The 26,447-nt window shown below is 45.3% G+C and carries 25 protein-coding genes; 3 read left to right on the plus strand and 22 right to left on the minus strand.

Translation table 11 applies throughout. The features are described 5' to 3' along the window. The first annotated feature begins 115 nt into the window (after nucleotides 1-115). Nucleotides 116-814, plus strand: coding sequence for a hypothetical protein (locus ABWW54_RS06825; protein ID WP_353411461.1), 699 nt, complete (start codon nucleotides 116-118; stop codon nucleotides 812-814). A 107-nt stretch (nucleotides 815-921) separates the two neighbouring features. Here the strand turns inward: ABWW54_RS06825 and fadJ are convergent, their stop codons facing one another. From fadJ to ABWW54_RS06930, 21 genes are all read right to left on the minus strand, one after another. Next, the gene (fadJ, locus tag ABWW54_RS06830) at nucleotides 922-3,036 is read right to left on the minus strand and encodes a fatty acid oxidation complex subunit alpha FadJ (protein WP_353411462.1); all 2,115 of its coding nucleotides are present in this window, start codon (nucleotides 3,034-3,036) and stop codon (nucleotides 922-924) included. Between the two features lie 22 nt (nucleotides 3,037-3,058). Next, complete coding sequence (fadI, locus tag ABWW54_RS06835; protein WP_353411463.1) at nucleotides 3,059-4,342, minus strand: acetyl-CoA C-acyltransferase FadI; 1,284 nt, start codon at nucleotides 4,340-4,342, stop codon at nucleotides 3,059-3,061. 93 nt (nucleotides 4,343-4,435) lie between these two features. Beyond that, nucleotides 4,436-5,002 carry a 1,6-anhydro-N-acetylmuramyl-L-alanine amidase AmpD gene (gene ampD / locus ABWW54_RS06840; RefSeq protein WP_353411464.1) on the minus strand — a complete coding sequence of 189 codons (567 nt, stop codon included), beginning with the start codon at nucleotides 5,000-5,002 and terminating at the stop codon, nucleotides 4,436-4,438. Next, on the minus strand, nucleotides 5,002-5,490 hold the full coding sequence (locus ABWW54_RS06845; protein ID WP_353411465.1) for a phosphatidylglycerophosphatase A family protein: 489 nt from the start codon (nucleotides 5,488-5,490) through the stop codon (nucleotides 5,002-5,004). Before ABWW54_RS06845 ends, ampD begins: the two co-directional genes overlap by 1 nt. A gap of 21 nt (nucleotides 5,491-5,511) precedes the next feature. Then, nucleotides 5,512-6,477, minus strand: coding sequence for a thiamine-phosphate kinase (thiL, locus tag ABWW54_RS06850; protein WP_353411466.1), 966 nt, complete (start codon nucleotides 6,475-6,477; stop codon nucleotides 5,512-5,514). 22 nt (nucleotides 6,478-6,499) lie between these two features. Then, nucleotides 6,500-6,907 (minus strand): transcription antitermination factor NusB, encoded by a 408-nt coding sequence (nusB, locus tag ABWW54_RS06855; RefSeq protein WP_353411467.1) that lies wholly within the window; start codon nucleotides 6,905-6,907, stop codon nucleotides 6,500-6,502. Nucleotides 6,908-6,911: 4 nt separating this feature from the next. Continuing rightward, on the minus strand, nucleotides 6,912-7,379 hold the full coding sequence (gene ribH / locus ABWW54_RS06860) for a 6,7-dimethyl-8-ribityllumazine synthase (protein ID WP_353411468.1): 468 nt from the start codon (nucleotides 7,377-7,379) through the stop codon (nucleotides 6,912-6,914). Between the two features lie 40 nt (nucleotides 7,380-7,419). Next, on the minus strand, nucleotides 7,420-8,514 hold the full coding sequence (ribB, locus tag ABWW54_RS06865; protein ID WP_353411469.1) for a 3,4-dihydroxy-2-butanone-4-phosphate synthase: 1,095 nt from the start codon (nucleotides 8,512-8,514) through the stop codon (nucleotides 7,420-7,422). A gap of 99 nt (nucleotides 8,515-8,613) precedes the next feature. Then, nucleotides 8,614-9,006 (minus strand): MAPEG family protein, encoded by a 393-nt coding sequence (locus ABWW54_RS06870; protein ID WP_353411470.1) that lies wholly within the window; start codon nucleotides 9,004-9,006, stop codon nucleotides 8,614-8,616. Between the two features lie 30 nt (nucleotides 9,007-9,036). Continuing rightward, a complete protein-coding gene (locus tag ABWW54_RS06875; RefSeq protein WP_353411471.1) occupies nucleotides 9,037-9,684 on the minus strand; it encodes a riboflavin synthase in 648 nt (215 codons plus the stop codon). Between the two features lie 12 nt (nucleotides 9,685-9,696). After that, complete coding sequence (ribD, locus tag ABWW54_RS06880) at nucleotides 9,697-10,821, minus strand: bifunctional diaminohydroxyphosphoribosylaminopyrimidine deaminase/5-amino-6-(5-phosphoribosylamino)uracil reductase RibD (RefSeq protein WP_353411472.1); 1,125 nt, start codon at nucleotides 10,819-10,821, stop codon at nucleotides 9,697-9,699. Nucleotides 10,822-10,955: 134 nt separating this feature from the next. After that, nucleotides 10,956-11,477 carry a transcriptional regulator NrdR gene (gene nrdR / locus ABWW54_RS06885; protein WP_353411473.1) on the minus strand — a complete coding sequence of 174 codons (522 nt, stop codon included), beginning with the start codon at nucleotides 11,475-11,477 and terminating at the stop codon, nucleotides 10,956-10,958. Between the two features lie 21 nt (nucleotides 11,478-11,498). Further along, nucleotides 11,499-12,776 (minus strand): serine hydroxymethyltransferase, encoded by a 1,278-nt coding sequence (gene glyA, locus ABWW54_RS06890; RefSeq protein ID WP_353411474.1) that lies wholly within the window; start codon nucleotides 12,774-12,776, stop codon nucleotides 11,499-11,501. 50 nt (nucleotides 12,777-12,826) lie between these two features. Further along, entirely contained in the window at nucleotides 12,827-13,777 is a 951-nt protein-coding gene (gene secF, locus ABWW54_RS06895; protein ID WP_353411475.1) for a protein translocase subunit SecF, read from the minus strand. A 23-nt stretch (nucleotides 13,778-13,800) separates the two neighbouring features. After that, nucleotides 13,801-15,690: a protein translocase subunit SecD gene (secD, locus tag ABWW54_RS06900; RefSeq protein ID WP_353411476.1), complete on the minus strand. Its 1,890-nt coding sequence runs from the start codon at nucleotides 15,688-15,690 to the stop codon at nucleotides 13,801-13,803. A 44-nt stretch (nucleotides 15,691-15,734) separates the two neighbouring features. After that, on the minus strand, nucleotides 15,735-16,079 hold the full coding sequence (yajC, locus tag ABWW54_RS06905) for a preprotein translocase subunit YajC (protein WP_353411477.1): 345 nt from the start codon (nucleotides 16,077-16,079) through the stop codon (nucleotides 15,735-15,737). 161 nt (nucleotides 16,080-16,240) lie between these two features. Next, complete coding sequence (tgt, locus tag ABWW54_RS06910; protein WP_353411478.1) at nucleotides 16,241-17,356, minus strand: tRNA guanosine(34) transglycosylase Tgt; 1,116 nt, start codon at nucleotides 17,354-17,356, stop codon at nucleotides 16,241-16,243. 52 nt (nucleotides 17,357-17,408) lie between these two features. Beyond that, nucleotides 17,409-17,837, minus strand: a complete 429-nt coding sequence (gene aroQ / locus ABWW54_RS06915) for a type II 3-dehydroquinate dehydratase (protein ID WP_353411479.1) — start codon at nucleotides 17,835-17,837, stop codon at nucleotides 17,409-17,411. 11 nt (nucleotides 17,838-17,848) lie between these two features. Next, nucleotides 17,849-18,979, minus strand: a complete 1,131-nt coding sequence (gene aroB / locus ABWW54_RS06920) for a 3-dehydroquinate synthase (protein ID WP_353411480.1) — start codon at nucleotides 18,977-18,979, stop codon at nucleotides 17,849-17,851. A 44-nt stretch (nucleotides 18,980-19,023) separates the two neighbouring features. Continuing rightward, nucleotides 19,024-19,869, minus strand: a complete 846-nt coding sequence (aroE, locus tag ABWW54_RS06925; RefSeq protein WP_353411481.1) for a shikimate dehydrogenase — start codon at nucleotides 19,867-19,869, stop codon at nucleotides 19,024-19,026. Between the two features lie 181 nt (nucleotides 19,870-20,050). Continuing rightward, entirely contained in the window at nucleotides 20,051-21,109 is a 1,059-nt protein-coding gene (locus ABWW54_RS06930; RefSeq protein ID WP_353411609.1) for a 3-deoxy-7-phosphoheptulonate synthase, read from the minus strand. Nucleotides 21,110-21,447: 338 nt separating this feature from the next. On the opposite strand from ABWW54_RS06930, the gene ppk1 reads away from it, so the two are divergent. Further along, nucleotides 21,448-23,499, plus strand: a complete 2,052-nt coding sequence (gene ppk1, locus ABWW54_RS06935) for a polyphosphate kinase 1 (protein WP_353411482.1) — start codon at nucleotides 21,448-21,450, stop codon at nucleotides 23,497-23,499. A 53-nt stretch (nucleotides 23,500-23,552) separates the two neighbouring features. Here the strand turns inward: ppk1 and ABWW54_RS06940 are convergent, their stop codons facing one another. Continuing rightward, on the minus strand, nucleotides 23,553-25,088 hold the full coding sequence (locus ABWW54_RS06940; protein WP_353411483.1) for a Ppx/GppA phosphatase family protein: 1,536 nt from the start codon (nucleotides 25,086-25,088) through the stop codon (nucleotides 23,553-23,555). 518 nt (nucleotides 25,089-25,606) lie between these two features. Here ABWW54_RS06940 and ABWW54_RS06945 point away from each other — a divergent pair. Then, a complete protein-coding gene (locus ABWW54_RS06945; RefSeq protein ID WP_353411484.1) occupies nucleotides 25,607-26,275 on the plus strand; it encodes a c-type cytochrome in 669 nt (222 codons plus the stop codon). Nucleotides 26,276-26,447: the final 172 nt, after the last annotated feature.

Raw genomic sequence — 26,447 nt, forward strand, 5'->3', positions numbered from 1 at the left:
TTTGAGGTGGAGAGACGACATTGTCTTAGTCTTGTTACTAACCCTGAGCCGGTGAACAAGATTGATATCATGGTCGTGAGGAGACAGAGTGAATCAACCTAATTAGAGAAATACTATGTCACCTAAAATATTAACTAAAGATGTGAGTTTTTTCCTTAGAGGCCGAATTGCTTCCTATTTGGCTGTATCAATTACTTTTATGCTGACTACGCATTCGGTCGTGACTGCAAAGGATTTACCAGATGAAAAGCAACAGGTAGAAATTGCTTCGCTGTATTTGGACCTCATGAAAGACATGCCGAAGGAAGCGACGCTTATCAATTCGCCCTACCCTCAGGCTATTTCTGTCTATGGCGGCGCTAAAGCAAAAATTGATAATAAGTCGATCATCAAGGGAGGTCGAGCATTGCGAGTTAAATCTGGAAAGCCTAAACGCCATGCTTACTCGAAGGGGGCAAAGTCGGCTACGATTAATACATTCTTACCCAATGACACCCTTTGCCTCGTGTATTGGGCAAGAAGCATAAATCCACCTGAGGAAAATTTAACCGCTGGTTTTGCGCGAGTTGGGGTCCAACAATCAAAGGATCCTTATGAGGAAGTATTCTCTAATTCGCATGACTTAAGCTATGAATGGGCCGCTTATACACAAAAAGGTAAGGCAAAAAAAGAGTTCGATGCAGGTGAAGCAGAAGTGTTCTTTCACTTTGGGCATCTGAAGCAGAGATTTGAGATAGGCCCTATTTACTTATTCAATCTTGGCGCGAATGTCGACGAAGGTTTTGAATCCAATGCCTGCGGTAAAACACCTTAGCAGATGGTTGAGGTTTGACCGCCTTTTTATTTTCAAATCGCGAAACACCTTTGATTGGTCTATACGGAGGCGCCGTTGTCGCCTCCGCATAACTTGAACGCCTCTAGTTAGTAGAACTTTGTTCCTTTTTTCGCCATTTCTATTAAGCTAGGTGCTGGTCGGAATCTTTCACCGTGTTCCTCTGATAACGATTGAAGCTTTGTAACCACGCTGTCAGCGCCTAATGAATCCATATATCTAAACGGTCCTCCGAGAAAAGGCGGAAATCCAAGGCCAAAGATCGCTCCAATGTCGCCATCCCGAGCGCGTCTTAAAACACCTTCTTCTAAACAATAGGCTGCCTCATTGAGCATGGTTAAGATCACTCGTTGAGCAATACCATCTTTGTGGCTGATCTCCGCTCTACCAGGGTGTTGAACACCCATAGACTGGTAGATCGAACTATCTACTTTCTTGCCTTTGGATTCATCGCTGTAATCGTAAAATCCCCGCTTGTTTTTCTTCCCCTTACGATCATCAGCTAGAACACGCTCCACGCCTTCAATTAATGGGATGCGATCACCAAACGCTGTATTCAGTGTTTCGACGATATGCGCACCGACATCGATACCCACCTCATCCATTAACTTCAGTGGGCCCACTGGCATACCAAACGCTTCAAGCGCTGAATCGACTTCCTCAATGGCCACTCCCTCAAGCACCAAGCGCACGGCTTCCATACTATAGGGCACTAGCACTCTCGTGGTATAGAATCCCGGACCATCATTAACGACGATAACGGTTTTTCCCTGCTGTTTGCCTAATTCTACCGCCGAAGCGGTGACCCAATCGGCCGTCTTCGTGCCCTTGACGACCTCCAATAAAGGCATCTTCTCTACTGGCGAAAAATAGTGCATGCCAATCACCCGTTCGGGATAGATAGCCGTTGCAGCTACTTCATCAATCGGAATGGCTGAAGTATTGGTAGCGAAAATAATGTCCTTTGAAGTCTCGAGTGATTCGATGTCGGCAACCATTTTCTGTTTTAACTCGACACTCTCAAACACGGCTTCAATAACCACATCGCAGTTATTGAAACCGTCATAGGTTGTTCCACCGGTAATTCTCGAAACGCTTGCTAAATATTCGTGTTGTTTTAATCTTCTTCTAGCAAGTTTTTTATCGATCAATTTACCTGAGTATCGTATGCCTTTGGCGACTCCTTCTATATTGACATCCTTAATTCTTACGTTTTTCTTGGCGCGATCTGCCGTCACATAGGCGATTCCGGCTCCCATAAGTCCGCCACCTAAAATTCCAACTTTATCCATCGCCTTAGTTGACACCTCTGTGTCGACACCAGAGTCCTTCTTAATATCTGTGACTGCAAAAAACAGATTAACTAACGCTTTCGATTCCGCCGTCATTAACAGGTCGGCGAATCCCTCTGCTTCAAAGTGGAGCCCTGAGTTTAAATCGGTGGCAAGGCCCTTATCAACTACCTCTAGTATCTTTAGCGGCGCGGGATACTTGCCTTTGGTTTGTTTTAGAGTTTGTTTGCGCGCTTGCGCTATCACTTTTTTCCGAATGGGACCGAATTTCAATAGTTTGGACTTTAAGGATGTTTTGCGCTTGCTCTTGCCTCTCAATATCAATTTGTTTGCAATGCTTACTAAGGCACCAGCTGGAACAACCTTATCAATAAGGCCTGCCTTTAAAGCTCGTTGTGCGTTCAATTGTTTACCCGTTAACATTAGATCGAGTGCCGTGGGTAGATCAATTAGACGTGGCAAGCGCTGAGTACCGCCTCCGCCCGGAAGCAGTCCCAGTTGAACTTCAGGGACTCCAATTTTAGTCGCTTTTGCATCGCTGGCGATACGATAATCAAATCCAAGAGAGAGCTCTAGGCCGCCGCCTAAGCAGGCTCCGTCGATGGCGGCAACCGTCGTCAATTTTAAATCAGCTATCCGTTGAATGAATGCGTGAAGTAGTTTTGAAGATTCAATTGATTGTTGTTTAGTATCAATCGTTTGCAACATCGAAATATCCGCACCGGCAACGAAACATTTGGGTTTACTCGATCTGAAGATCATGCCGATCAAATCGCTCGAGTTTTCTATCTCGCCAATCACTTGCTCAAACTCGGTTTGAATCTCTTTATTTAGGACGTTTTGTGGTTGGGCCGGGTCGTTCATCGTAATTATCGCGACCTTATTGCTTTTTTCTACTGTAAACACTGTCATGGCTTATTCCTGGTTTGTCCCGTTAAGCTGCTTCAAGAATCATGGCGGCACCAAGTCCACCAGCGGCGCAAGCAGTAATAAGCCCATGTTGCTTACCTAACCGCTTTAGATCATAGAGCATCTGGGTAAGTTGTCGGGTGCCTGTGGCTGCAAAGGGGTGCCCTAATGAAATTGAGCTTCCACTGACGTTCAGCTTGTCGAAGTCTACTTCTCCAATTGCGTCTTGTTGATTCAATCGTTCTTGCGCAAAACTTTTGGAAGCGAATGCTTGCGTATTTGACAGTACTTGTGCGGCGAATGCCTCGTGTATATCAATTAAATCGATATCACTGAGCTTCATGCCTGCTTGCGCTAACGCCTTAGGTGTTGCGAAAGACGGTCCCATAAGCATTTGCCAATTTGGGTCAATGGCAGCAAAAGCCACACTCGTAATGTACCCTAATGGTGTTAGGCCCAATGCTTTTACCTTGGATTCTTGCATAAGAAGTACTGCAGAAGCACCGTCGGTAAGTGGGGAGCTGGTCGCGGCCGTTACACTGCCGTTTTCTCTATCAAAAACTGGTTTAAGTTTTGCGTATTTTTCCAGTACGGAGTCAGATCGAAAAATATTATCTTTCGATATTGGCTGATAGTCAGGCTGCATGATCACGCTCATAATTTGATCAGCAAACCAACCTTGTTCCCATGCCAAGGAAGCGTTGGTATGAGAACGGTGAGCTAATGCATCCTGATCTTCGCGAGAGATTCCATTCTCTTTTGCCATTTTCTCAGCCGCTTGCCCCATGGTTAAATCCGATGACGGTTCTTTAATTGCGGGTTGCGCTGGCATCAAATCTTTTAACTTAATTCCTTTAAATGCGGCCAGCTTAGAGCCTTTGTGATAACTCATTTTGACCATGGCTTCAGTCATCTTTTTGTTGAAACTTATTGGTGGTTGAGACATCACGTCGCAACCACCAGCAATTCCAGTGGAGATTACTCCACCTTGAATATTCATCGCTATATCAGCCGCTGATTGATAGCTGCTAGCGCACGCCCTGGAGACGCTGTAGGCATCAGTGCTTACTGGTAAGCCGGCTCCCATTACTACCTCTCGTGCCAAGTTTGGTGCATCTGGTGACATAACAACCTGCCCAAAAACAAGTTTCTCTATATCAGTCGCGTCAACACCTGAGCGAGCAACTAATTCCGAAACAAGGTAAGAAGAAAGGGTTCGCGATGGAACCGTTCTGTACCCCGTTGCGATCTTCAAGAATGGCGTTCTGAGTCCCGCGACGACGGCAACCCTTTCTTTAGTTGTTGGCATGAGAATAGTCTCTAAGTTAACTCTGCGTTAAAGGACTCGAAAAGTATAGTTTCAAGCGTTTTTGCTATTCTAGCAATAAAGTAATCGATATAGCTAGGTGGACATGCTGTCAATTAAATTTAAGTATCGATTCCAGTCAAAATACGGGCCAGGGTCTGGCTTACGGCCGGGAGCTATGTCGCTGTGAGCAAAGATTTTATTATGGTTTAATGATGGGTAGGCTTCGATCAGGGTCTTGGTTAAGCTGGCAAGACAGGAGTATTGGGCGCAAGTAAAGCCCATTTCGTCCGTATCCAGGCCCTCTAGTTCAATTCCAAGAGAAAAGTCATTTACCTTGGGTTTATTAAATAACATTGACTCTCCAGCATGCCACGCGCGCTTGTTGGTGGAGACGAATTGTTGAAGATGGCCTGACCGTGTAATTAGAAAATGAGATGACACGGTCAGGTGTGCCATTGATAAAAAATATGGATCTTCTGTGCTTGAAAGCTGATTTTGAAAAAAACGCTGAATATGATTACCGCCATACACACCAGGAGGGAGGCTTATGCAATGTATAATGACGGCTTCTGGTGAATTAACATTTTCTCGATCGTCGAAGTTTGGTGATGCTATCCATTCAGCAATATCGACTAGTCCTGATGTCTTATCCAGCTGCACTATAAACGGGTTAAGACTTGGGTGGTTAGAAGATAAAGACCCGCCCAGGCAAATACACCAGCGAGAACATCATCGATCATGATCCCGAAACCGCCGTGAACTCGCTTATCAAGTACTTTTATTGGCCAGGGTTTAACGATATCAAAAAACCTAAAAAGACAAAAACCGAGAATAATATTTATTAGAGACGGTTCGAAAAAAGTCATTGTAATGAGGAAACCGACAATTTCATCCCACACTATAGCGCCGTGATCATGAACACCAACATCGTCTGCTGCCTTTCCACATAGATAGATTCCCATTAGAAACGTGATGATGAGAATGCCAATGTAGTAGACGCTCGAGGTATCAGTGAAGTTGATGATCAATAAAAAAAGAGGCACCGCTGACAGCGTACCCCAAGTGCCAGGAGCGGGCGTGAGTAAACCTGTACCGAAACCCAGTGCCAGAAAATGGGCAGGATTGGAGAGTTTGAATTTGGCGTTCATCTATGCGTGGCAGACAATTTATTATCTGAAATGTTGGAATGCTTTTAACTTGGTTAATGATGGCTTTCCATCATCTAATAACTGAACCAACGTATCTCCTTGTTTGGTAACCCGCCCTATTTTGGTTATTTTAACGTCTAACTCTTTTGCCATTTTTTCAAATGTGCTTTCTTTACCTTGCGGCGCTGTGAAAAGAAGCTGATAGTCATCCCCTCCAGCGATCGCGTACTTAATGAACCCACCTTCCTTTAGGTATTGGCGATAGGCATCTGAAATCGGCAATGACCTAATTTCAATCTCTAAGGACACGCCACTTTGTTGGGCGATATGTTCGCCATCGCCTATCAGTCCATCAGACAAGTCGATACAACAGCTGACTTGCCCCAAGAGACGCTGGCCAAGCGTTACCTGGGGTTGAGGCATGTGTAGAGCCGGAAGTACGTCAGAAAATACGTCGTCAGTTAGGTTTTGCTCGCCCAACAGCTTAGTTAACGCCAGAGCAGCATCACCAATGTAACCCGAACAATATATATCATCGCCAACGGCAGCTTTAGACCTTTGCATTGACATACCTTTCGGTAGCAAACCCATAATGGTTAGACTTAAAACTAACGGGCCTTCAGTTGTGTCTCCACCAATCAATTGAACGCCGTGAGCTTTTGCTACTTTATCAAACGTTTCAGAGAACCGTTTAAGCCATTGCTCATCGTGCGAACTCAAGCCCATCGCCAATGTTACCCATTTGGGCCTGGCTCCCATTGCTGCCATGTCACTTAAATTGACTGCTAGGAGCTTGTGAGCAAGCAATTCTGGAGATAGACCCTCAAAGAAGTGAATCCCTTCAGTCATGGTGTCAACACTGACAACCATCTCAAAGCCATCAGGAACTGAGATGATTGCGGCGTCGTCTCCGACACTTAGGCTGGTGTCGCTGTGCTCTCGCCCTAATGACGTAAAGTACTTTTCAATGATAGAGAATTCGGCCATAACCCACTCAAAATATAGATTGTTATTTACGTACCGAAGCCGCCATTTTGTCCATCACACCATTGATGAATTTATAACTGTGATCGGCACCGAATATTTTCGCCAACTCTATCATTTCGTTAATGACAACTTTTGTGGGAATATCAGCCTTAAATTTTAACTCATAGGCCCCTAAACGCAAAATCGCTCGCTCAACAGGGTCTAATGCGGTCAGATCCCGATCCAAAAAGGGTGAAATGGTGCCTTCGAGTTCTTCGCTGGCAGTCGGCACCTCTAACATGATTTCGCGTAAGTACTTTCTATCCACATTTTGAAGATCATGGATTTGTTCAAATTTGCCTTCAATTTCCTCTATTCGTTGCTGAGTTAAATCCCATTGATATAGAGCTTGAACGGCCGCTTTACGTGCATTATGACGAGTCGAAGCCATGTTCTTAAATCTTTTTCATCAAGTTAACCATTTCCAAAACGGTCATGGCTGCTTCAGCACCCTTGTTGCCAGCTTTGGTTCCTGCACGTTCAATTGCCTGCTCAATGGAATCAACCGTTAGCACTCCAAAGCCAATAGGAACTCCGCTTCCTAACTGAACTGAATTGAGGCCTTTTGCGCATTCTCCAGCGACAAAATCAAAATGCGGAGTGGATCCACGTATCACAGCGCCTAACGCGATGACACCGTCATAATCTCCACTGTTGGCCATTTTCTGAACGGCTAATGGGATTTCAAAAGCGCCTGGTACGTATGCAACAGAAATATCATCAGTGTTAACACCGTGTCGTTCTAATACGTCAATTGCGCCGCCCAATAGAGCGTCGCCAATAAAGCTATTAAATCGCCCAAGAACGATACCGAGTTTTTGATTGTTTCCGGTTAACTCACCGGAAATAGTTTTGTAAGTCATGTTGTTAATTCTCTGATTGTTACGCACTAAGCCGATGGACTTAGGTTTCTATATATTCAACGATTTCAATGTCAAAGCCCGACAGGCCATGAGTTTTACGAGCTCGGCCCATAACTTGAATTTTCCCGGCGCCCAAGCTAGACAAAATTTGGCTTCCAGCACCCAGTAGTCGCAAATGCCCTTGGCTACCGGGCCGTTTATTATCTTGAATCTGTTCAATATCAAATACAAGTTCTTCAGCATTTTGAGCGTACCTCAAAATAACCACAATACCGGAACCTTTCTTAAGAATATAGTCCACGGCATCTTGTACCGGGAAGACTGGTTTGTCGTTGAGGCTTTTAAGAACGTTAAGGAAATCTGACTCAACGTGGATTCTAACGGGAACCGGAGTATCTTTGTCGATGTCACCACAGACAATAGCCACGTGCGTTTCTTCCCTTTCGTTATCTTTAAATACGACCGTACGCAGGGCCCCTTGTGACGTTTCCACAACTGTGTCTTTTACTGGTACTACAGTCGGTTCTTTCTCAAGGCGATAACGGATCAGCTCAGCGATGGAGCAAATTTTTAAATCGTGCTCTTTCGCAAACTCTACCAAGTCAGGCATTCGGGCCATCGTGCCATCTTCGTTAAGTATCTCACAAATAACACTGGAGGGGTCTCTGCCCGCCAATCGTGCAAAGTCTATTCCAGCTTCAGTATGTCCAGCTCTGCTTAGCACGCCTCCTGGTTGTGCCATAATTGGAAAAATGTGGCCCGGCATAACAATGTCTGAAGGTTTAGCGTCTTTAGCAACAGCCGCTTGTACGGTTTGAGCTCTATCGGCAGCCGAAATACCCGTTGTCACCCCTTCAGCGGCCTCGATTGACATGGTAAAGTTAGTCGAAAATCGCGCGCCATTATTATCCCCTACCATGAGAGGCAACCCAATTTGGGAGCATCTTTCTTCAGTAAGAGTAAGGCAAATAAGACCTCGACCGTACCGAGCCATGAAGTTGATATCTTCGGGGCGCACTCGATCAGCAGCCATCATTAGGTCGCCTTCATTCTCACGGTCTTCGTCGTCGGTAATAATGACCATTTTACCGTTACGATAATCTTCTAAAATTTCTTCTATGCTGCTTAAAGCCATAATGTTCTAGTTAGGATTAATTGTTTGCCCAGACCAAATTAAAGTTTAAGGCAAACTATTACAATAATTTAAAAGGAGCCCAAAACTTGAGATGCCGTATTAGACACTGATTGGGATATAACGTAAAGCCAATGAGGCACTTGCGACGATAAGAACAAGCAAAGTTATCAAGACGCCTGCCTGTCGTAGAATCATGTACTGTTTTGGGTTCGCCATTCCGCAACAATGCATGACGCGAGCCACTAGTAACGCGCTGGCGAGATAAAAAACCAGCCCACCAGAAAGACTAGTAACTTCCAGAAAATAAAACAAAATAAGTGCCATCGGTACGTATTCGATAAAATTAGAATGCATACGAATTGCGTATTCAGTTGGCTTGTCGCCACCAGACCCTACGGAGATTTTTTTAGTCAATCGGTGACGAATCACGTTCAACGAAAGCATGACATAAAGTAGACAAAATATTGCTGCAAATAAGGGGGTTACTAGCATATGTACTCCTTTCTAATTAGCCGAGTGTGCTTACGCAAAACCATTTTCTGACAAAAAAGACTCGGTTATTCCGCTTGAAGCCTTAGTGTCGCCGCTTAGCAACCTTTCTAAGTAGCGAGCGATTAAGTCCACTTCTATATGAACGCGGTCTCCCTCATTAAGCGTGCCTAGTGTAGTGACATCAAAGGTATGTGGTATCACATTTACATCAAATTGATTGCCGTTAACCGAGTTTACCGTGAGGCTGGTGCCATTTATGGTTATTGAGCCTTTCTTAGCCACGTATTTGGCTAAGTCCGTAGGTAGTTCGAAAACCATGCGCCAAGATCGCGCATCCTTACTTAGTTTTATCAGCTTCGCTAACCCATCCACGTGACCAGAGACCAGATGGCCGCCCAGGCGTGTCGTTGGAAGTAAGGCCATCTCAAGGTTTACCTTTTTGCCGGTGACCCAGTCACCTATCAATGTATGGTTAATCGACTCGATGGAGACATCAAAGACGAATTCATCTCCACCATATTCAATTACCGTGAGACATACACCATTGATAGCTATGCTGTCTCCTAGGGCCACATCTCGACTGGCAAAATCTGGTGCCGATATCGTGATTCTTACATCACCACCAAGTTGTTGAGCTGAGACCACTTGACCAATCGTTTCTATAATTCCAGTAAACATTGTACGTGTACCTTAGTTGATGCTCTTTGGGTGAGTCAGTGAGTCGACGCTATCAGTGTTAACTGCCGTGACTTTAACGTCTTCGCCTACCATAGATACTGAACTGATTTTGAAATTTGCTCGTTGCTCAAACTCCAATGGTTGATCGAATTGAAACATACTCTTGCCTTGATCACCTAGCAGGCTCCCGGCGTAAAACAAAACCAGTTCGTCTACTAACCCCTGTTGTAAAAATGCGCCACTGAGTGTTTGCCCTGCTTCAATAAGCACTTCGTTACACTGCCATTTTGCTAGTTCATCTAACACACTTGACAGTTCTAGGCGGCCATCATTCGTATTCTTCAGTTGGACAACTTCGGCTCCGAGTTCAATAAGCGCAGACATTTTCTCCAAATCATCGGATAGCGTAAAAATCACTAGCTTTTGATCGACACCAATAATTTTGGCGTCAATCGGGGTTTGTAAGTTGCTGTCTAGGATCACGCGAAGAGGTTGTCTGGCAGTATCGCCCCCGATTCTCACATTCAAACTTGGATCGTCGGCGAGTACCGTGCCTATTCCGGTTAAAATGGCCGAACATCCGGCGCGAACGGTTTGTACCTCAGTTCTGGCCTGTTCGCCGGTAATCCATTTACTCTTACCATCAAATGCCGCAGTTCTTCCATCCAATGTTGCCGCCGATTTCAGGATAACCCAGGGTTTTTCATTAGCCATGCGGCTAACAAAGCCTCTATTTAGCCAGATGGCTTGTTCATTGAGTACGCCGTTGACCACTTCGATACCAGCGCCTTTCAATAGCTCAAACCCCGAACCACTGACACGTGGATTGGGGTCCCGCATTGACGCAACAACTTTAGTAACGCCAGCGTCGATAAGCCCGTCGGTACATGGAGGGGTTCGCCCTTGATGGCAACATGGCTCTAGATTGACGTAGGCGGTAGCGCCTCTGGCTCGATCGCCAGCCTCGGCTAACGCGAGGCGTTCAGCATGAAGCTCTCCCGCCTGGTGGTGATAACCTTGCCCAACTATCTCGCCGTCATTAACGATAATACACCCGACTCTCGGATTAGGTTGCGTGGTGTGGGCCCCTTGTGCCGCAAGTTCAAGGACAGTATGCATCATTGCCTTATCGTTCATGATTGATCAATATTGTTCCTATCAAGTAACTAATTATCAAAATTTTTTGACGTTATAGTGGATTCTTAGAGAGTGTAACACTTGCCTTATAACAAGGAAGCGAAGGTGAGGAAAATTATAACGAGATTTGAGCCTTAGTCTTTTTTAGTGGATTCTCGTGCTGCGAATTGAGCTTTGACTCTTCTCTCGGCACGTCCACGTACCGTCTCGGCCTGAAGGCGCTTAATTTCATTGCTGAATGCGTCAACATCTTGAAAAGAACGGTACACAGAGGCAAAGCGTACGTAGGCTACTTGGTCTATTTCGCGAAGTTCATCCATTACCATTTCGCCTAAGGTCAGGGACGGAACTTCACGCTCACCACAGGTTAGTAAGTTTCGCTTAATCCGATGAAGGATGTTTTCGATTTCTTGGGAATCGACGGGTCGCTTTTCCAGAGCGCGATCCAATCCGCGAGAAAGCTTGCTCTCATCGTAGTTCTCACGATCGCCGTTTGACTTGACTATATAAGGGAGCTTTAGGCTTGCTTCTTCGATCGTGCTAAATCGTTCACCACAAGCCTCGCAAGCGCGCCGACGTCTAACCGCGTCTCTATCCTCAGTCAGACGAGAATCGATAACGCGAGTATCTTCATTTTGACAAAATGGGCAGCGCACTCGGTACTCCAGCGTTAGGGGTTAGTCACGATAGTCGTAGACTGGGTAAGACTCACACAGAGTCAATACTTCAGATTTTACTCTGTCCGCAATCGCTTGATCGAAGCCGCCATCGCTGGTCACACTGTCCATTACATCAGCCATCCAGTTTCCTAACGTTGCCATTTCAGCAACCCCAAAACCACGAGTAGTAATTGCCGGAGTACCGATGCGTATACCGCTGGTTACAAACGGACTCTGTGGATCACCGGGAACACTGTTTTTGTTTACGGTGATATTGGCGGCGCCCAGTGCGGCTTCTGCCGCTTTACCGGTAATGCCTTTTTCGACCAAACTAATCAAACAAAGGTGATTGTCGGTTCCACCGGAGACCGTACCGTAGCCGCGACTTTCTAATGACGACTGCAATGCACGAGAATTATCCAACACCTTTTGTTGGTAATCGGTAAATTCAGGTGAGAGCGCTTCCTTAAATGCCACCGCCTTTGCGGCGATAACGTGCATTAACGGCCCGCCCTGTGAACCTGGAAATACACGCGAATTAAGCGCTTTTTCAAGATCAGGGTTACTTTTAGCCATGATTATGCCGCCCCGAGGACCGCGTAATGTCTTGTGAGTAGTCGAAGTACAAACATCGGCAATATTCACAGGGCTTGGATATAACCCAGCGGCGATAAGGCCAGCAACGTGAGCGATATCGCACATCATAGTGGCACCTACTTTATCTGAAATTTCTCTAAATCGCTGCCAATCCACCACTCTAGAGTAAGCGCTAAACCCAGCGACAATCATTTTCGGTTTATGTTCTAGTGCCAAGGCTTCGACTTGGTCGTAATCGATCTCACCGGTAGCCTCGACCAATCCGTACTGTACAGAGTTATAGATACGGCCTGAAAAATTGATTTTTGCGCCATGTGTCAGATGACCGCCGTGATCTAAGCTCATGCCTAAGACAGTGTCACCTGGATTTAGGACGGCTTGATAAACCGCAATATTTGCCGATGACCCAGAGTGCGGCTGTACATTCGCGTAGTCCGCGCCGAACAGTTCTTTCAGTCTTGCGATGGCTAAGTCTTCGGCCACATCAACGTAAGCACAGCCACCGTAATAGCGCTTACCAGGGTAACCTTCAGCGTACTTGTTAGTAAGTTTGGTGCCTTGAGCTTGCATGACGGCGGCGCTGGCATAGTTCTCCGACGCGATGAGCTCAATGTGCTCTTCTTGACGGGTGTTTTCATCTTCGATAGCAGCCCATAACTCTGGATCTGCTTTCGCAATAGTGTTGCTTTTGTTAAACATCAGATTTCTCCGCAAAAAATTTAGAACTTTTCTCGTAACACGATGGTCTGCTACGGCATATACATGTCAGGGTGTTCAGCGCCTTCTTTTTCAACTACCTCTTGAATCAGGTCGTCCGGTTTAGCGCCTAGTGCAAGAACCGTAGGGCTCGCAACAAAAATGGATGAATAAGTACCGATGAGTACGCCGATAATTAGTGTGGCAGCAAAGCCATTCAGCGCATCACCTCCATAAAAATACAAGGCTATGAGAACCAATAAGGTAGTTAGGGAGGTTAGAATTGTTCTGGGCAACGTCTGGTTGATTGAATAATTCATGATCTCTTTGGTATCCGTCTCACGAAGCTTTCTGAAATTTTCACGAATTCGGTCGAACACAACAATTGTATCGTTTAGTGAATAGCCAATGACCGCCAGTAATGCAGCCAGTACGGGGAGCGTAAACTCTAAGCCTATCAGTGAAAAAATGCCTAAGGTTATAGCCACGTCGTGTATCAGCGCAGTGACAGAGCCGAGAGAAAACTTCCATTCGAATCGAAATGCGACATAGATCATGACTCCGATTAGCGAATAAACAAGCGCAAGAATACCCTTCTCAAAAAGCTCTTTACCAAATGTTGGACCGACGAATTCGACACTCCGTAGCGTCGACGTTCCCAGTGCGGAGCCATCTAAATATTCGACGACTCTTGAGCTTGAATTAACGTCACTGTTTTTCTCCGACAACGGAACACGGATCAATATGTCTTGATTAGAACCAAAATATTGAACGACTGCATCGTCGTACCCTCCTTTAACTAGCTCATCTCTGAGGTCTTGAATAGCAATATCTTGATCGAAAACTAATTCAATTTTGGTGCCACCGGAGAAATCAATACCGTAATTTAACCCCTTGGTGGTGAGTGAATAAATTCCTGCTGCGATTAGCAAAAACGACAATATTAACGCGATGCTTCTTAAGCCAATAAAATCTATCTTGGTCTCTTTAGCGAGTATTTGCATGATTTTTTACCTTTAAATTAATGCTAAATAGCCAATGTGTCCAAACGGCGTTTACCGTAACAAAAATTGACCAAGATTCTGGAAACGAAAATTGCGGTCAGCATTGACGTTGCAATACCTATGCTTAAAGTAATAGCAAACCCCTGAATCGGGCCTGTGCCAAAGTTAAACAATACTAAGGCCGCTATTAACGTGGTTAAGTTGGCGTCAATGATGGTTGAAAAAGCATTGTCATAGCCGCGATGAATAGCAAGCTGCGGAGTGGATCCGGCTTTGAGCTCCTCTCTGATCCTCTCAAATATCAACACATTAGCGTCCACAGCCATTCCCACTGTAAGAACCATTCCAGCAACGCCTGGTAGCGTTAATGTCGCTTGTAACAATGAAAGTACCGCCACAATAATCACTAAGTTTAGGCAAAGCGCAAAACTAGCAACGGTACCAAATAAGCGGTAGTAAACCACCATAAAGAAAAGGACGGCTAAGAACCCGTATAGAACAGACTTGAAACCTTTTTCTATGTTTTCGGCTCCTAAGCTGGGACCCACAGTTCGTTCTTCCACAATGTAAACGGGAGCGGCCAGCGATCCTGCCCTCAATAACAAAGCTAAGCTCTGCGACTCTCCGGGTTCGTTGACACCGGTAATTTGAAATTTCTTACCCAGTTGGTCACGAATAACGGGGGCCGTGATGACCTCTTCAATTCTCTTTTTGACGACTATTTCATTGCCCTGTGAATCGAGTACAGGCTTACCTTGAGAATCGACTTTCGGTTCATTTTTAATTTCAACGTAAACCACGGCCATGCGTTTGCCAATGTTCTTCCCAGTGACGTCGGAGTTGATAGCAGATCCTTTGGAGTCGAGTGTAATGTGGACGACCTGCCCTCCGCCTTGTTGGTCGATGCCCGCGCTTGCGTCAATAATATTATCGCCGGAATACAATAGCCTTTTCTTAAGTAAGATGGATCGACCATCTCTAAACTTATATCGCTGTGACCCGGCCGGAACGCGCCCGCGAACGCTTGACTCGATAGCATTGTCTTCGTCGACTAATTTGACCTCTAATGTCGCTGTTTTCCCTAATATCTCTTTTGCAATTTGAGGGTCTTTCACACCAGGTAGTTGCACTACAATCCGATCAAGCCCTTGTTGTTGAATCACGGGCTCAGAAACACCCAATTGGTCAACACGATTTCTTAGCGCTTCTATGTTCTTTTTTAACGCGGCTTTGCGTATTTCTGCGGTAGACTTCTCAGTTAATGATAAGGTGAGCAAAAATTTTCCGTCGCGCTCTGAATCGGTCGCTTGCAGTTCTCTAAATTGAGTCAGGGACTCAACCAGTGCTTTGTCTCGAAGCTCGGATTCTTTGAAGCGAATGACGTAATTGGTCGGGCTCTCTTTAGCGACACCTTCGTTATAAAGCTTGTTTTTACGAAGCATCGATTTGATGTCTTGAAGGTAGTTTTCTGATGCCTTTTTCTCGGCTTCCGCCATATCCACTTGGAGTAAAAAGTGTACGCCACCTCTAAGATCTAGACCAAGGTACATTGGCGCACCACCAAGACTTTGTAGCCAGCTCGGTGTGGTTTGATGGTCTGTGATGGCAACGGGGTAAGATCTACCAAGTGCATCGCGCAACACTTCACGAGCTTTCGTTTGGTCAGATTCAGATTTTAGCCTAGCCTTAATCTTTCCATTACTCAGACTGATCGTTTCTACAGCAATATCATTGCTTGAAAGCGTGCGATTTACTCGGCCTAGTACGTCTTCATCAACGACGATGTTTCGAGTTTTATCCCCAATCACTTGAATGCCTGGTGCGGCTTGATAAAGATTAGGGATTGCGTAAATGGCTCCAAAAGCTACTATTAATAATAGCGCGAGGTATTTCCATATAGGGTTTCTGTTCATAAAGCTAGGCCTTGTAGGTGCCCTTTAGAGGCTTTTAATTGTTATTAAACTGTGCCTTTTGGCATCATCGCTTGAACCGATTGACGCTGAACACGTATTTCCACACCTTTGCTGATTTCGAGCGTGATGAAGTTATCGTCAATGGCCGAAATTTTGCCTAGAACGCCGCCCATAGTGACTACCTCATCGCCTTTTGCTAACCCAGCCACCATATTTTTGTGTTCTTTTTGTCGTTTTTGCTGTGGGCGGATCAATAGAAAATAGAAAACGACAAACAGCGCCACCATAGGAAGCAAGCTTGTCAATGTGTTTGGACTGGATGCGCCTGCAGCTTGCGCGGCTGCGTCGGAAATAAAAAAACCGATCATATCTTCGATAAGTTGAGTCATTTTGAGTACCTTGTTTTATTGACTACTGCTGTTAAATTGTCGTTATGTTTAGTCGTGCCACAATTTTGGGCTATTTACTAAGTCATTTTTAAGGCCACCTAGGCCAATTAAAAGCCTTGGGCCACTAAAATTTTTTTAAATACTGTTTTTTCGAGCGCGGATTATGCCACAGTTGGATCTTCAGCGCCGCGTGTCTCAAAGAAATGCCCCTTGAATTCATCGAAATCATTTTGTTCTATCGACATTCGCATCTGTTTCATTAGATTCAGAAAAAAGTGTAAGTTGTGAACCGTTGCAAGTCTCGCCCCTAGAATCTCATTGCTCTTTAACAAATGCTTTAAATACGAACGTGAAAACTGAGCACAAGTGCTACATTCACAAGCTTCATCGATAGGTCGAGTATCCATCTCATACTTGGCATTACGGATCTTTACCACACCGGTACTGGTGTAAAGCCAGCCGTTTCGGGCGTTCCTTGTGGGTAAAACGCAATCAAACATGTCGACTCCATAGTGGACCGCCGTGACTAAGTTTTCCGGTGTCCCTACACCCATCAAATAGCGCGGTGATTCCGCGGGCATTTTATGGGCTAAATGTTTCAGTACTCGGTACATGTCTTCCTTGGGCTCTCCGACGGAAAGGCCACCAATGGCGTATCCATCGAACCCTATGTCTGTAAGGCCGGCTAGTGATTCATCTCGAAGATGTTCAAACATTCCGCCTTGTATGATGCCGAATAAAGCAGACTCACTTGCACCATGCGCCGTTTTAGAGCGGTCCGCCCATCTTAGTGACAACTCCATAGAGTCGCGAGCCTCTCGTTCAGTTGCCGGATATGGTGTGCACTCGTCAAAGATCATGACGATATCTGACCCCAACTTTCGCTGAATATCGATTGCTTCCTCGGGACCAAGAAATTTTTTGCTGCCATCAATTGGCGACCGAAAGGTCACACCTTTTTCTGTGATCTTCCGAAGTTTAGCTAGCGACCATACCTGAAAGCCGCCAGAATCCGTTAGGATCGGTTTTTCCCATTGCATGAAGTCGTGAAGGTCTCCATGGGCTTGAATGACATCTGTGCCAGGTCGCAACATAAGGTGAAAGGTGTTTCCCAGTACAATCTGTGCGCCGACCTCTTCCAGTTCTTTTGGCGTGACAGCTTTGACTGTCGCCGCCGTACCTACGGGCATAAAGATCGGAGTTTGTATTTCGCCTCTGGCAAACGAGAGCTTGGCGCGGCGCGCTTTGCCGTCGGTATTGATTAAGTCAAATTTCATGGCGCGAATTATAGGCTGTTAATCATCAAGCACCAAGCAAAGACCATCTTGATTAGGCCATTTTTTTTAAGAATTCTATCGCTTGAATATACCCTTCTTTGCCCTGCCCACTGATTTGTTGCACGCACACATCTTGAACCATGGAAATTTGTCTGAATTTTTCTCTGGCGTGTATATCCGAAAGGTGCACCTCAACTGTTGGCAATTGGCAGCCGGCTATGGCATCTCTGAGAGCAATTGAATAGTGCGTTAGTCCGCCAGGGTTAATAACCACCCCGTCAACAGACTTTCTGTGGGACTGCAAATAGTCAATGATGGCGCCTTCATGATTAGACTGAAAAAACTTTAGATCTAACCCATTAGCTACCTTGTGAGAGGCAATAAAGGCATTGACGTCGTTCAATGTGTCGTGCCCATAAATTTCTGGTTCTCGTTCACCAAGTAGGTTTAAATTCGGGCCGTTTACGATGAGCAATTTCATAAAGCAATCTCCTATTTTACGACACTGAGGCTTTCAACAATGTCTGAAGATGTCACGTCTGTACTGATTACGCCGTTACCGATTCCATCTACAAGAATAAAACTGAGCGTACCATTAATGTTTTTCTTATCATGTGACACGATATCCAACACGCGGTCGGCGGAGACGTCGCCAAGCGGAGGAAGTGGGAATTGGTTCAACACACTCATTGCTGTCGCGTAGCTTTCGTCGTCCAGCAACCCTTTCTTATGCGAAATGTAACTCGCGCACTTCATTCCATACAGCACCGCTTCTCCGTGATACAGGCCTCCGTATTCATGAATGGTTTCGAAAGCGTGCCCGATCGTGTGTCCAAAGTTAAGCAGCTTTCTTTCACCACCTTCGAATTGATCGTTTGAAACGATTTGAGCTTTTATATTGCAGCTGCGTGCAATAATTTCCGCCAGCAACGCTTTATCTTCTAAGCTAGCGAGCTTGTCAAATTCATTAATGAAAAGGTCATAAATCACAGTATCCCGAATAAAACCGTACTTTACCGCTTCGGCTAAGGAGGAAATAACGTTTCTTCTTGGAAGGGTCTTTAAAAAACTAGGGTCTACCAATACCGCCTTAGGTTGGTAGATTGCACCAACCAAGTTTTTGCCGGCAGGTAAATTAACGGCTGTTTTGCCTCCGATCGCAGAATCGACCATGGCAAGTAACGTTGTTGGCAGTTGTATTACCGGGATTCCGCGCATATACGTAGAGGCCACGAACCCACCTAAGTCGCCGACTACTCCGCCGCCCATTGCCAGAACAATTGAGGATCGATCGCACCCTAACTCAACCATTTGAGTCCACACTTTTTCCGCGTGAGCGATGTTTTTAGCGGACTCGTCTCCTGGAACAATGATTGGGTGAATGCGATAACCAGAAACTTGGAGTTTTTCAATGACCGGCGCGTAGAGGTCAAATATGGCTTGCTGAGTGAGCACCACCCATTGCTGGCCCTTATTCCAAGGTGCAAGCACATCGGCTAGAGACTCCTTGAGATCGTAGGAAACCGTGATGTTGTAGGAATGCTCGCCAAGATCGAGCGGTATGATTTGTGTGTCCGCGTGCGTGTCCGCTGATGTGCTCACGTGCGTGGTAGGTACGTTCATGTCGTTGTGCGCAAACGCGCAAATAGAGTGTCGCTAGGTGCGGACTATTTTATCAACTTCTCTATGTCTCTTACCAGCGCATTCATGTCGACATGGGCAACTATATTGCCCCCCATCCAAATTTCCACTGAATACACGGCTTGTGCAACAAGCATTTGCATCCCGTTGAGCGTACGACATCCCGCTTTTTCGGCGTCGGCCAGAAACTTTGTTTGTTTGGGGTTGTAAATAAGGTCAAATGCGAGCGTGTTGGTTGAAAACAAATTTGATGTGACTGGCGAGTCATCGGTGTTGGGGCTCATGCCAACGGTAGTGGTATTCACCACGCAATCATAGGCGTCTGAGCTCGCAAGCGCCTCTAAACCATCTATTGAAACTTGAACCTCAGAATTGAGTTCAGCAATTGTGCTTTTTAAACTCTCAGCGTTCTCAATGGACCGATTAAAGATGGAGATTTGGTTTGCGCCTTCTTCGGCCAACACGGCTGCGACCGCTTGAGCGCTGCCACCAGCACCAATAATAGCGAATTTATTTCCTTCTATGGAAAGCTCGCTTTGGCGAAGAGAATACGCGAAACCTAGGATGTCTGTATTGAACCCCGTAAGCTTATTGTTGACTCTATTAATGCAGTTTACAGCATTTATTAACTTAGCCTTAGCATCCACTTCATCCAATAAAGGGATGACGGCTGCTTTGTGCGGCGTGGTTACATTAACGCCATCAAAACCACCAACTCGAAAACCAGAAAAGAAACTCTTCAGTCTCTCATCAGGCAATTCTACCGTTCGATAGGAAGCATCATCAATTTCCAATTGACGATAAATAGCTTTATGTAGTGCTGGACTCAATGTGTGGCCCAGCGGCTCCCCCAATAACGCAAATCGTTTCAAATCATCATCCGTCGTTGTACAAAAGCAAGAGAGACAATACTGCTCTACTCTTTTTGACCCTGCTTTCGCCTGTTTATTGTTAACTCAAATTCGAAGCTGATTTGATTGACTCAAAGCAGCTTCGTTTTGCGATATTCACCAACAGATTGAAGTGTTATTAACCCCTATTAACTCAGGCTGTTTATAGTGAACGTCTTGATCGTACCGCATTTGCTAGATTTCGGCAAAGATCTTCTGTTTGCTCCCAGCCAATACAGCCATCAGTTATGCTTTGGCCGTAGACCAAATCTTGCCCTTCAACCACCTTTTGGGTTCCCTCAATCAAGTGAGACTCTATCATCACGCCAAAAACTCGATCTTCTCCAGTTTCCAATTGAGCACAAACATCATTGCAAACTTCTTTTTGTCTGGATGGTGTCTTGTATGAGTTAGCGTGGCTAAAATCAATCATGATATTTGCGCGTAAGTTGGCTTTTTCTAGCATAGCACTCGCCTGCTGGACGTGCTCTCTAGAGTAATTGGGTTCGCCTGCACCGCCGCGCAAAATAATATGGGTATAGCGGTTTCCAGTACTCTCAACGATGGCCGTGCGCCCTTCTTTAGTGACAGAAAGAAAGTGATGTGGATTGCTGGCTGCACCAATAGCATCGACCGCTATCTTTAAATCGCCACTCGTCCCATTTTTAAAGCCAACCGGACAAGACAGACCCGAAGCTAGCTCGCGATGGCATTGACTTTCCGTAGTTCTGGCCCCAATTGCTCCCCAAGAAACTATGTCTCCTGTGTATTGAGGCGTAATTAAGTCCAAGTATTCACAGCCAGCGGGGACACCTAGGTTATTGATTGATAGCAACAAATTTCTAGCAATTCCAAGTCCTTTATTGACACTAAAACTGCTATTTAAGTCGGGATCATTGATTAATCCTTTCCAGCCAACCGTGGTTCTTGGCTTTTCAAAATACACCCTCATTACGATAACAAGATCTTGAGCCAACTCTTGCTTTAATTTAGCCAGTCGTTCGGCGTATTCCATCGCTGATTTAGGGTCATGTATAGAACATGGCCCCACGACAACCACGAGCCTATCGTCTTGCCCACTCATTACCTGCTGAATTTCATCACGAGCCTTGGCGGTGGTCTCTGAAGCTTGTTCGGTTATAGGGAATTGCTCATGAATGATTACGGGTGAAACCAATTCCTTGGTCTGTGCAATTCTGGTATCGTCGGTCTGTCTCATTATTGATTACTGAAGTTAAATCTGACTTTTCAATTGCGCACATTTAAAGCCTAACATTCACTAAGTGGACGCACTTAGCCTGTTCTGTTTATGCTAGCAAAAAAAAATGAATGTCGGGGTCAATGCCGGGGTCAAAGTGGAGGTCAACGGCGATCATCAAAAATCGAGAGCTGAACCTGCTTGGCGACCAAAGAAAAGCCAATAGGTGACTTGATCATAATATAAAGCTTGATCAAACATCAATGACCAGTTCTGTATAATCAATATCAAATTGCCATGCTGATGTAACAATTAAGCTTCAACATTATCGGTTTTTACTATCCACACCAATATATCCAACTATGCACAACACCTACCTTCATGTTGAATTAAGCCTTCTATCGTTTAATGAGCGAGTGCTTAACATGGCTATGGACCCGCTAACCCCTTTACTAGAGCGGCTAAAGTTTTTGTGTATTTTTAGCTCTAATATGGACGAGTTTTTTGAAATAAGGGTGTCTGGGTTGAAGGCGATCGCCAATAGCGCGGTCTCTGCCGAAGGAGTGGACGGCTTAACGCCTCATACGGCACTTGAGAAAATAAGCGAGCGAACGCACCGACTGGTTGATCAACAGTATCAGCTGCTTAACGATAAAATAATGCCCGAGCTAATGGAGCATGGAATTGAGTTTTTACCTCGTAGTAAATGGACGGATGAGCAACGCAAGTGGCTAAAGAGTTATTTCAAGAGAGAGGTGTTGCCGATACTTACGCCGATACGCTTAGATCCTACTCACCCCTTCCCTCTCACCATCAATAAAGGTTTGAGTATCGTCGTTGATTTGCATGATCCAGATCGCGAAGATGCCCATAACATCGCCATAGTGCCAGCTCCTAGGGCGCTTCCTAGGTTCGTGCGCTTGCCTGAAGAGCTTTGCAATAACGAGTATGAGTACGTTTACCTGTCATCGATTATCCATGCGAACATTAAAAAGTTATTTTCCAGTGTTGAGGTACTTGGTTGTTATCAATTTCGAATCACAAGAAACAGTGATCTGTATGTGGATTTAGAAGAAGTCGAGGACCTAGCTAGAACGCTTGAGGGCGAATTGCCTTCACGCCTTTATGGCGAGGCAATACGACTGGAGGTGTCGCAAAACTGTCCGAAAAGAATCGTTAGCTTTTTGCAAGAGCGCTTCCAGATATCCGACGATTATCTATACAAAGTAAACGGTCCCGTAAACCTTAATAGGCTGTTGGCTCTGCCTGATTTGGTGAATAGACCTCACATTAAGTACCGAGGCTTCACGCCGTCGGTTCCTGATTATTTGGGACCACAGAATAATGTGTTTGAAGCGATCAATAACGGCGACATTTTGCTTTATCATCCATTTGAGTCGTTCGCACCGGTGGTTGAATTGATACGGCAGGCAGCGGCGGACCCTGATGTTTTGGTAATCAAGCAAACCTTGTATCGAACGGGGGCAGACTCTGTATTGGTAGAGCTTCTTTGTGAAGCGGCCAGAGCTGGAAAGGAAGTCACTGTTATCGTTGAGCTTTTGGCGAGGTTTGATGAGCAGAATAATATAGCGACGGCCGAAAAACTCCAAGCCGCTGGGGCGCACGTTGTTTACGGGATGGTGGGTAAGAAGACACACGCAAAAATGTTAATGATCGTACGACGTGAACGACAAAAACTAAAGCGTTACGTTCACCTAGGGACGGGTAATTACCATCAAGGAAACACCCGTGTTTACACTGATTATGGGTTGCTAACGTGCAATAAAGACATTACTCAAGATGTGCATGAACTGTTCATGCAACTAACCACGCAAGGTCCAAACCCTGACCTAACCTTGTTGCACCAGTCTCCACACGGTATTTCTCAAATGTTCATTGAGCGAGTGGAGCGCGAAATATTGAATGCCGAGCAAGGCTTACCCGCCAGCATCATTGCCAAGGTTAATGGTTTGTCGAGCCAGAGTATTGTTGATGCGCTTTATAGAGCGTCGCAGGCCGGGGTCTCGGTAAAGCTTATTGTCCGTGGTATCTGTACGTTAAGACCAGGCATTGAAGGTTTTTCAGACAATATTGAAGTGCGTTCTGTTGTGGGTAGGTTTCTTGAGCATGCGAGAGTGTTTTACTTTGAGAATGGGGACAACGAGAGTGAGCTGTATTTATCAAGTGCTGACTTAATGCCCAGAAACCTTAGAAACCGAATAGAGCAATGCACACCCATCTTAGACGCCTCATTAAAGTCGGTAGTCAAGTCAGATTTAGATAATTATTTGAAAGACACTAAAAACGCGTGGTTGCTGCAGGCCGATGGCCAATATATCAAGGTGATTGCTGGCGCGGATGGTCCCTTTGAAGTACAGCAAGTGTTACTGCAAGAGCATGCTGAAATAGATTAAATTTAAGGTGTGTTTGAATGAAAAAGCTCAATAATAATCGCAGTGATAGGAGTTTAAGAGTATTGCAGTTTTACCCCTAAATTTTTCAGCCACAGTTGCTCCTGACGTAAATCCGCTTCCGTTAGCGGGTGCGTTTCGAGCCATTTGTCGGGGAAAGCAAGGTGGATTTCTTGGCTTTTTACTTTGACTTCAAGGTGATCCATTTCAGTTTTGATTCTGCCCCGGTTTAATAGCACCGACAGCCTTAAAATAATGGCGATTCGCTTTGCTGGAGTAACCAGCCTTGAAGGAAGCTCTTCAAATAGCGCGATTGGAAATTTACGCCGATGCCCTGTTATCAATGCTGATAATATTAATTGATCACGCCTCGCGAACCCGGCCATGTCCCCATTGGCAACAATATAAGCTCCGTGCTTATGGTATCCGTCGTGACTGATCCTAAGGCCAATTTCGTGCAGCTGGCTGGCCCAGCCCAGTAAGTTTTCATACCATTTACCCTGAATATCCCAAGCTGAATGGAGTTGTTTATATAAGATTGATGCGGTGGCTTTAACGGCGTCTCCATGCGACGTGTCTACGGCCCATTGAGAGCACATGGCGGATACCGTAATATCTCTAATATCTTCGGCTGAAGAACGACCCACTAAATCGAATAACACGCCTTCTCGTAGCGCGATGTCTGATACAGACATTTCTTGGATATCAAATAATTCAAATAAGGCGAGTATGATAGATAAGCCGCCTGCAAAAACCGGGCCACGATCTCGGGACAATCCTGAAAGACTTAAATTGTCTATGTGCTTTGCATCAATGGCCAATTGCAATAGTCGGTTTAAGCCTTCTTTATGCATTCCGTCTTTGGACATCCCTGTTCCGAGCATTGATGACGCGATAGACTTCATCGTGCCTGAGCAACCAATTACTTGATTCCAGCCTTGGAGCCGGAATTGCTCAACAACAGGTTGTATAGCCAGCTCAGCGGCTAAAACCGCCTTTCTAAACCGTTTGGCGCTCAGCTTACCGTCGGCAAAGTACTGTTGCGACAGAGTCACACACCCAACCTCCAAACTTTCGCGTATGGTGGCTTGATCTCCCTTTCCAGCGATTATTTCAGTGCTTCCACCGCCAATGTCAATGACCAGTCGCGACTCATCTGCGCCAGCGGACCACTTTGACACGCCCAAATAAATTAATCTTGCTTCTTCTCGACCAGCGATGATTTCAATGCTTTGACCTAGTGCAGATTCAGCCTGATCCAAAAATGAGCTGGACTTTTGGAGGCGGCGCAGAGCATTGGTCCCCACGGCTCGGATGTTTTCCGGCGGGAGAGTTCGAAGTAGTTGACCAAATTCCGTTAAGCATCTTAGCGCCCTGTTTGCGGTTTCGTCACTGAGATCATTGTTCTGATCTAATCCTGCGGCTAAACGTACTACCTCGCGTTGGCGGTCGATCACGTTGAATTGCCCGTTATTATAGTGAGAAACAACCATGTGAAAGCTATTTGAACCTAAATCCACGGCTGCGTAACACTCCTCCGGCAGGACACCGTTGGATGTAACGCCTGATGTGACGACTAAGGTATCACTCATGGCTCTAGCCTCATTGTTAATAAAACCATTATTGGAGCATTAGCAGGGGCATCTGAATTTGTGGGAAATTCATGGTTCATCGAGCCGTTTAACTTTAATTTCAAACTAGTTGTGAGCATACATCGTTATTGTTTTGCGGAGTTCCTGCTAAAACAGAATGATCGGATACGTGTTGACTATTGTAGCTAAGTTTTTAAGTGATCGCACACCTACGCAGCTATAGACTGAAAGATGAGTCAATCTAATACGCAAGAATATAGAAAATATCAGTGAAAGGTCTTGTGTTTAAGTACAACCTTCCTTAAAGTCGCGCTAGCATTTTTATTAGCTGTATTAGTCTTTTAATTTTATTGATAAGATGTTGCGTGCTGATTTCTTGTTTTGCATTGCCGAGCAACTGGAATTAAATGCAGTTTGCATAGATCAAGGACATTGCTCCTTTGGTCTTACTAGGTGCCTCAGACGGTCAGACGTCCTCAGCACTAGGGAAAAATTAACCGAATAAGAATAGACCAGATATGTTGAAGAAAAACAGTCAGACTAAGTGCCGAACGTCTAGCATTAAGAATATTGTTAACATCATTGCGTTTGCTAGCGCGTCAATGCTGGGGCTAGCCAATGTTCACGCAGCCGATGCTGAAAAAGGTAGCCAATTAGGTCAAACATGTATGGGTTGCCATGCAGCGCCTGGACTCAGAAATCCTGGTCCTGTTTACAATATTCCGATGATTGGTGGCCAGCATGCTGAGTACATTGTTTCTGCGCTAAAAGCCTATAAAAATGGTGAACGTAAGCATGGCACAATGGTTGCTCAAGCTGCCAGTCTTTCAGATTCTGATATGGCAGATATTGCCGCATTTTTTGCAGAGATGGATGGTAATTCTCGTCCAGGACTATCGAGTGATGCCTTGATTGCAAAAGGAAAAGAAAAAGCGGCATCTTGTGCTGCCTGTCATGGTGCTACTGGAGATGCTCCGACAAGCGCTTTTCCAAAGTTGGCAGGGCAATACAATAGCTATTTGGTGCAAGCACTGAAAGATTATCGGTCAGGCGATCGAAATAATTTGATCATGAGCGGCCAAGCAAAAACATTGACCATAAGAGATATCGAAGCGCTCTCAGCGTACTTTTCGTCACAGCAAGGTGGGTTATCAGCACCGCAGGCGAAAATATTCAAAAAGTTTTAGAATATCGTTTCATTTGGTTAAAAAGCCCGTCTTCAAGACGGGCTTTTTTATGCATTAAATATCTAAGAAGCAATTCTTATCAATAGTTAACTTAGCAAACGCATTGTCGGTTTGACAAGCTTGCCGTGAAAGAATAACAATAGAGTGGAATTAAGTTTCTTGATGACCATAA

The organism is Arenicella sp. 4NH20-0111 (assembly GCF_040366405.1).
Taxonomy (GTDB): domain Bacteria; phylum Pseudomonadota; class Gammaproteobacteria; order Arenicellales; family Arenicellaceae; genus Arenicella.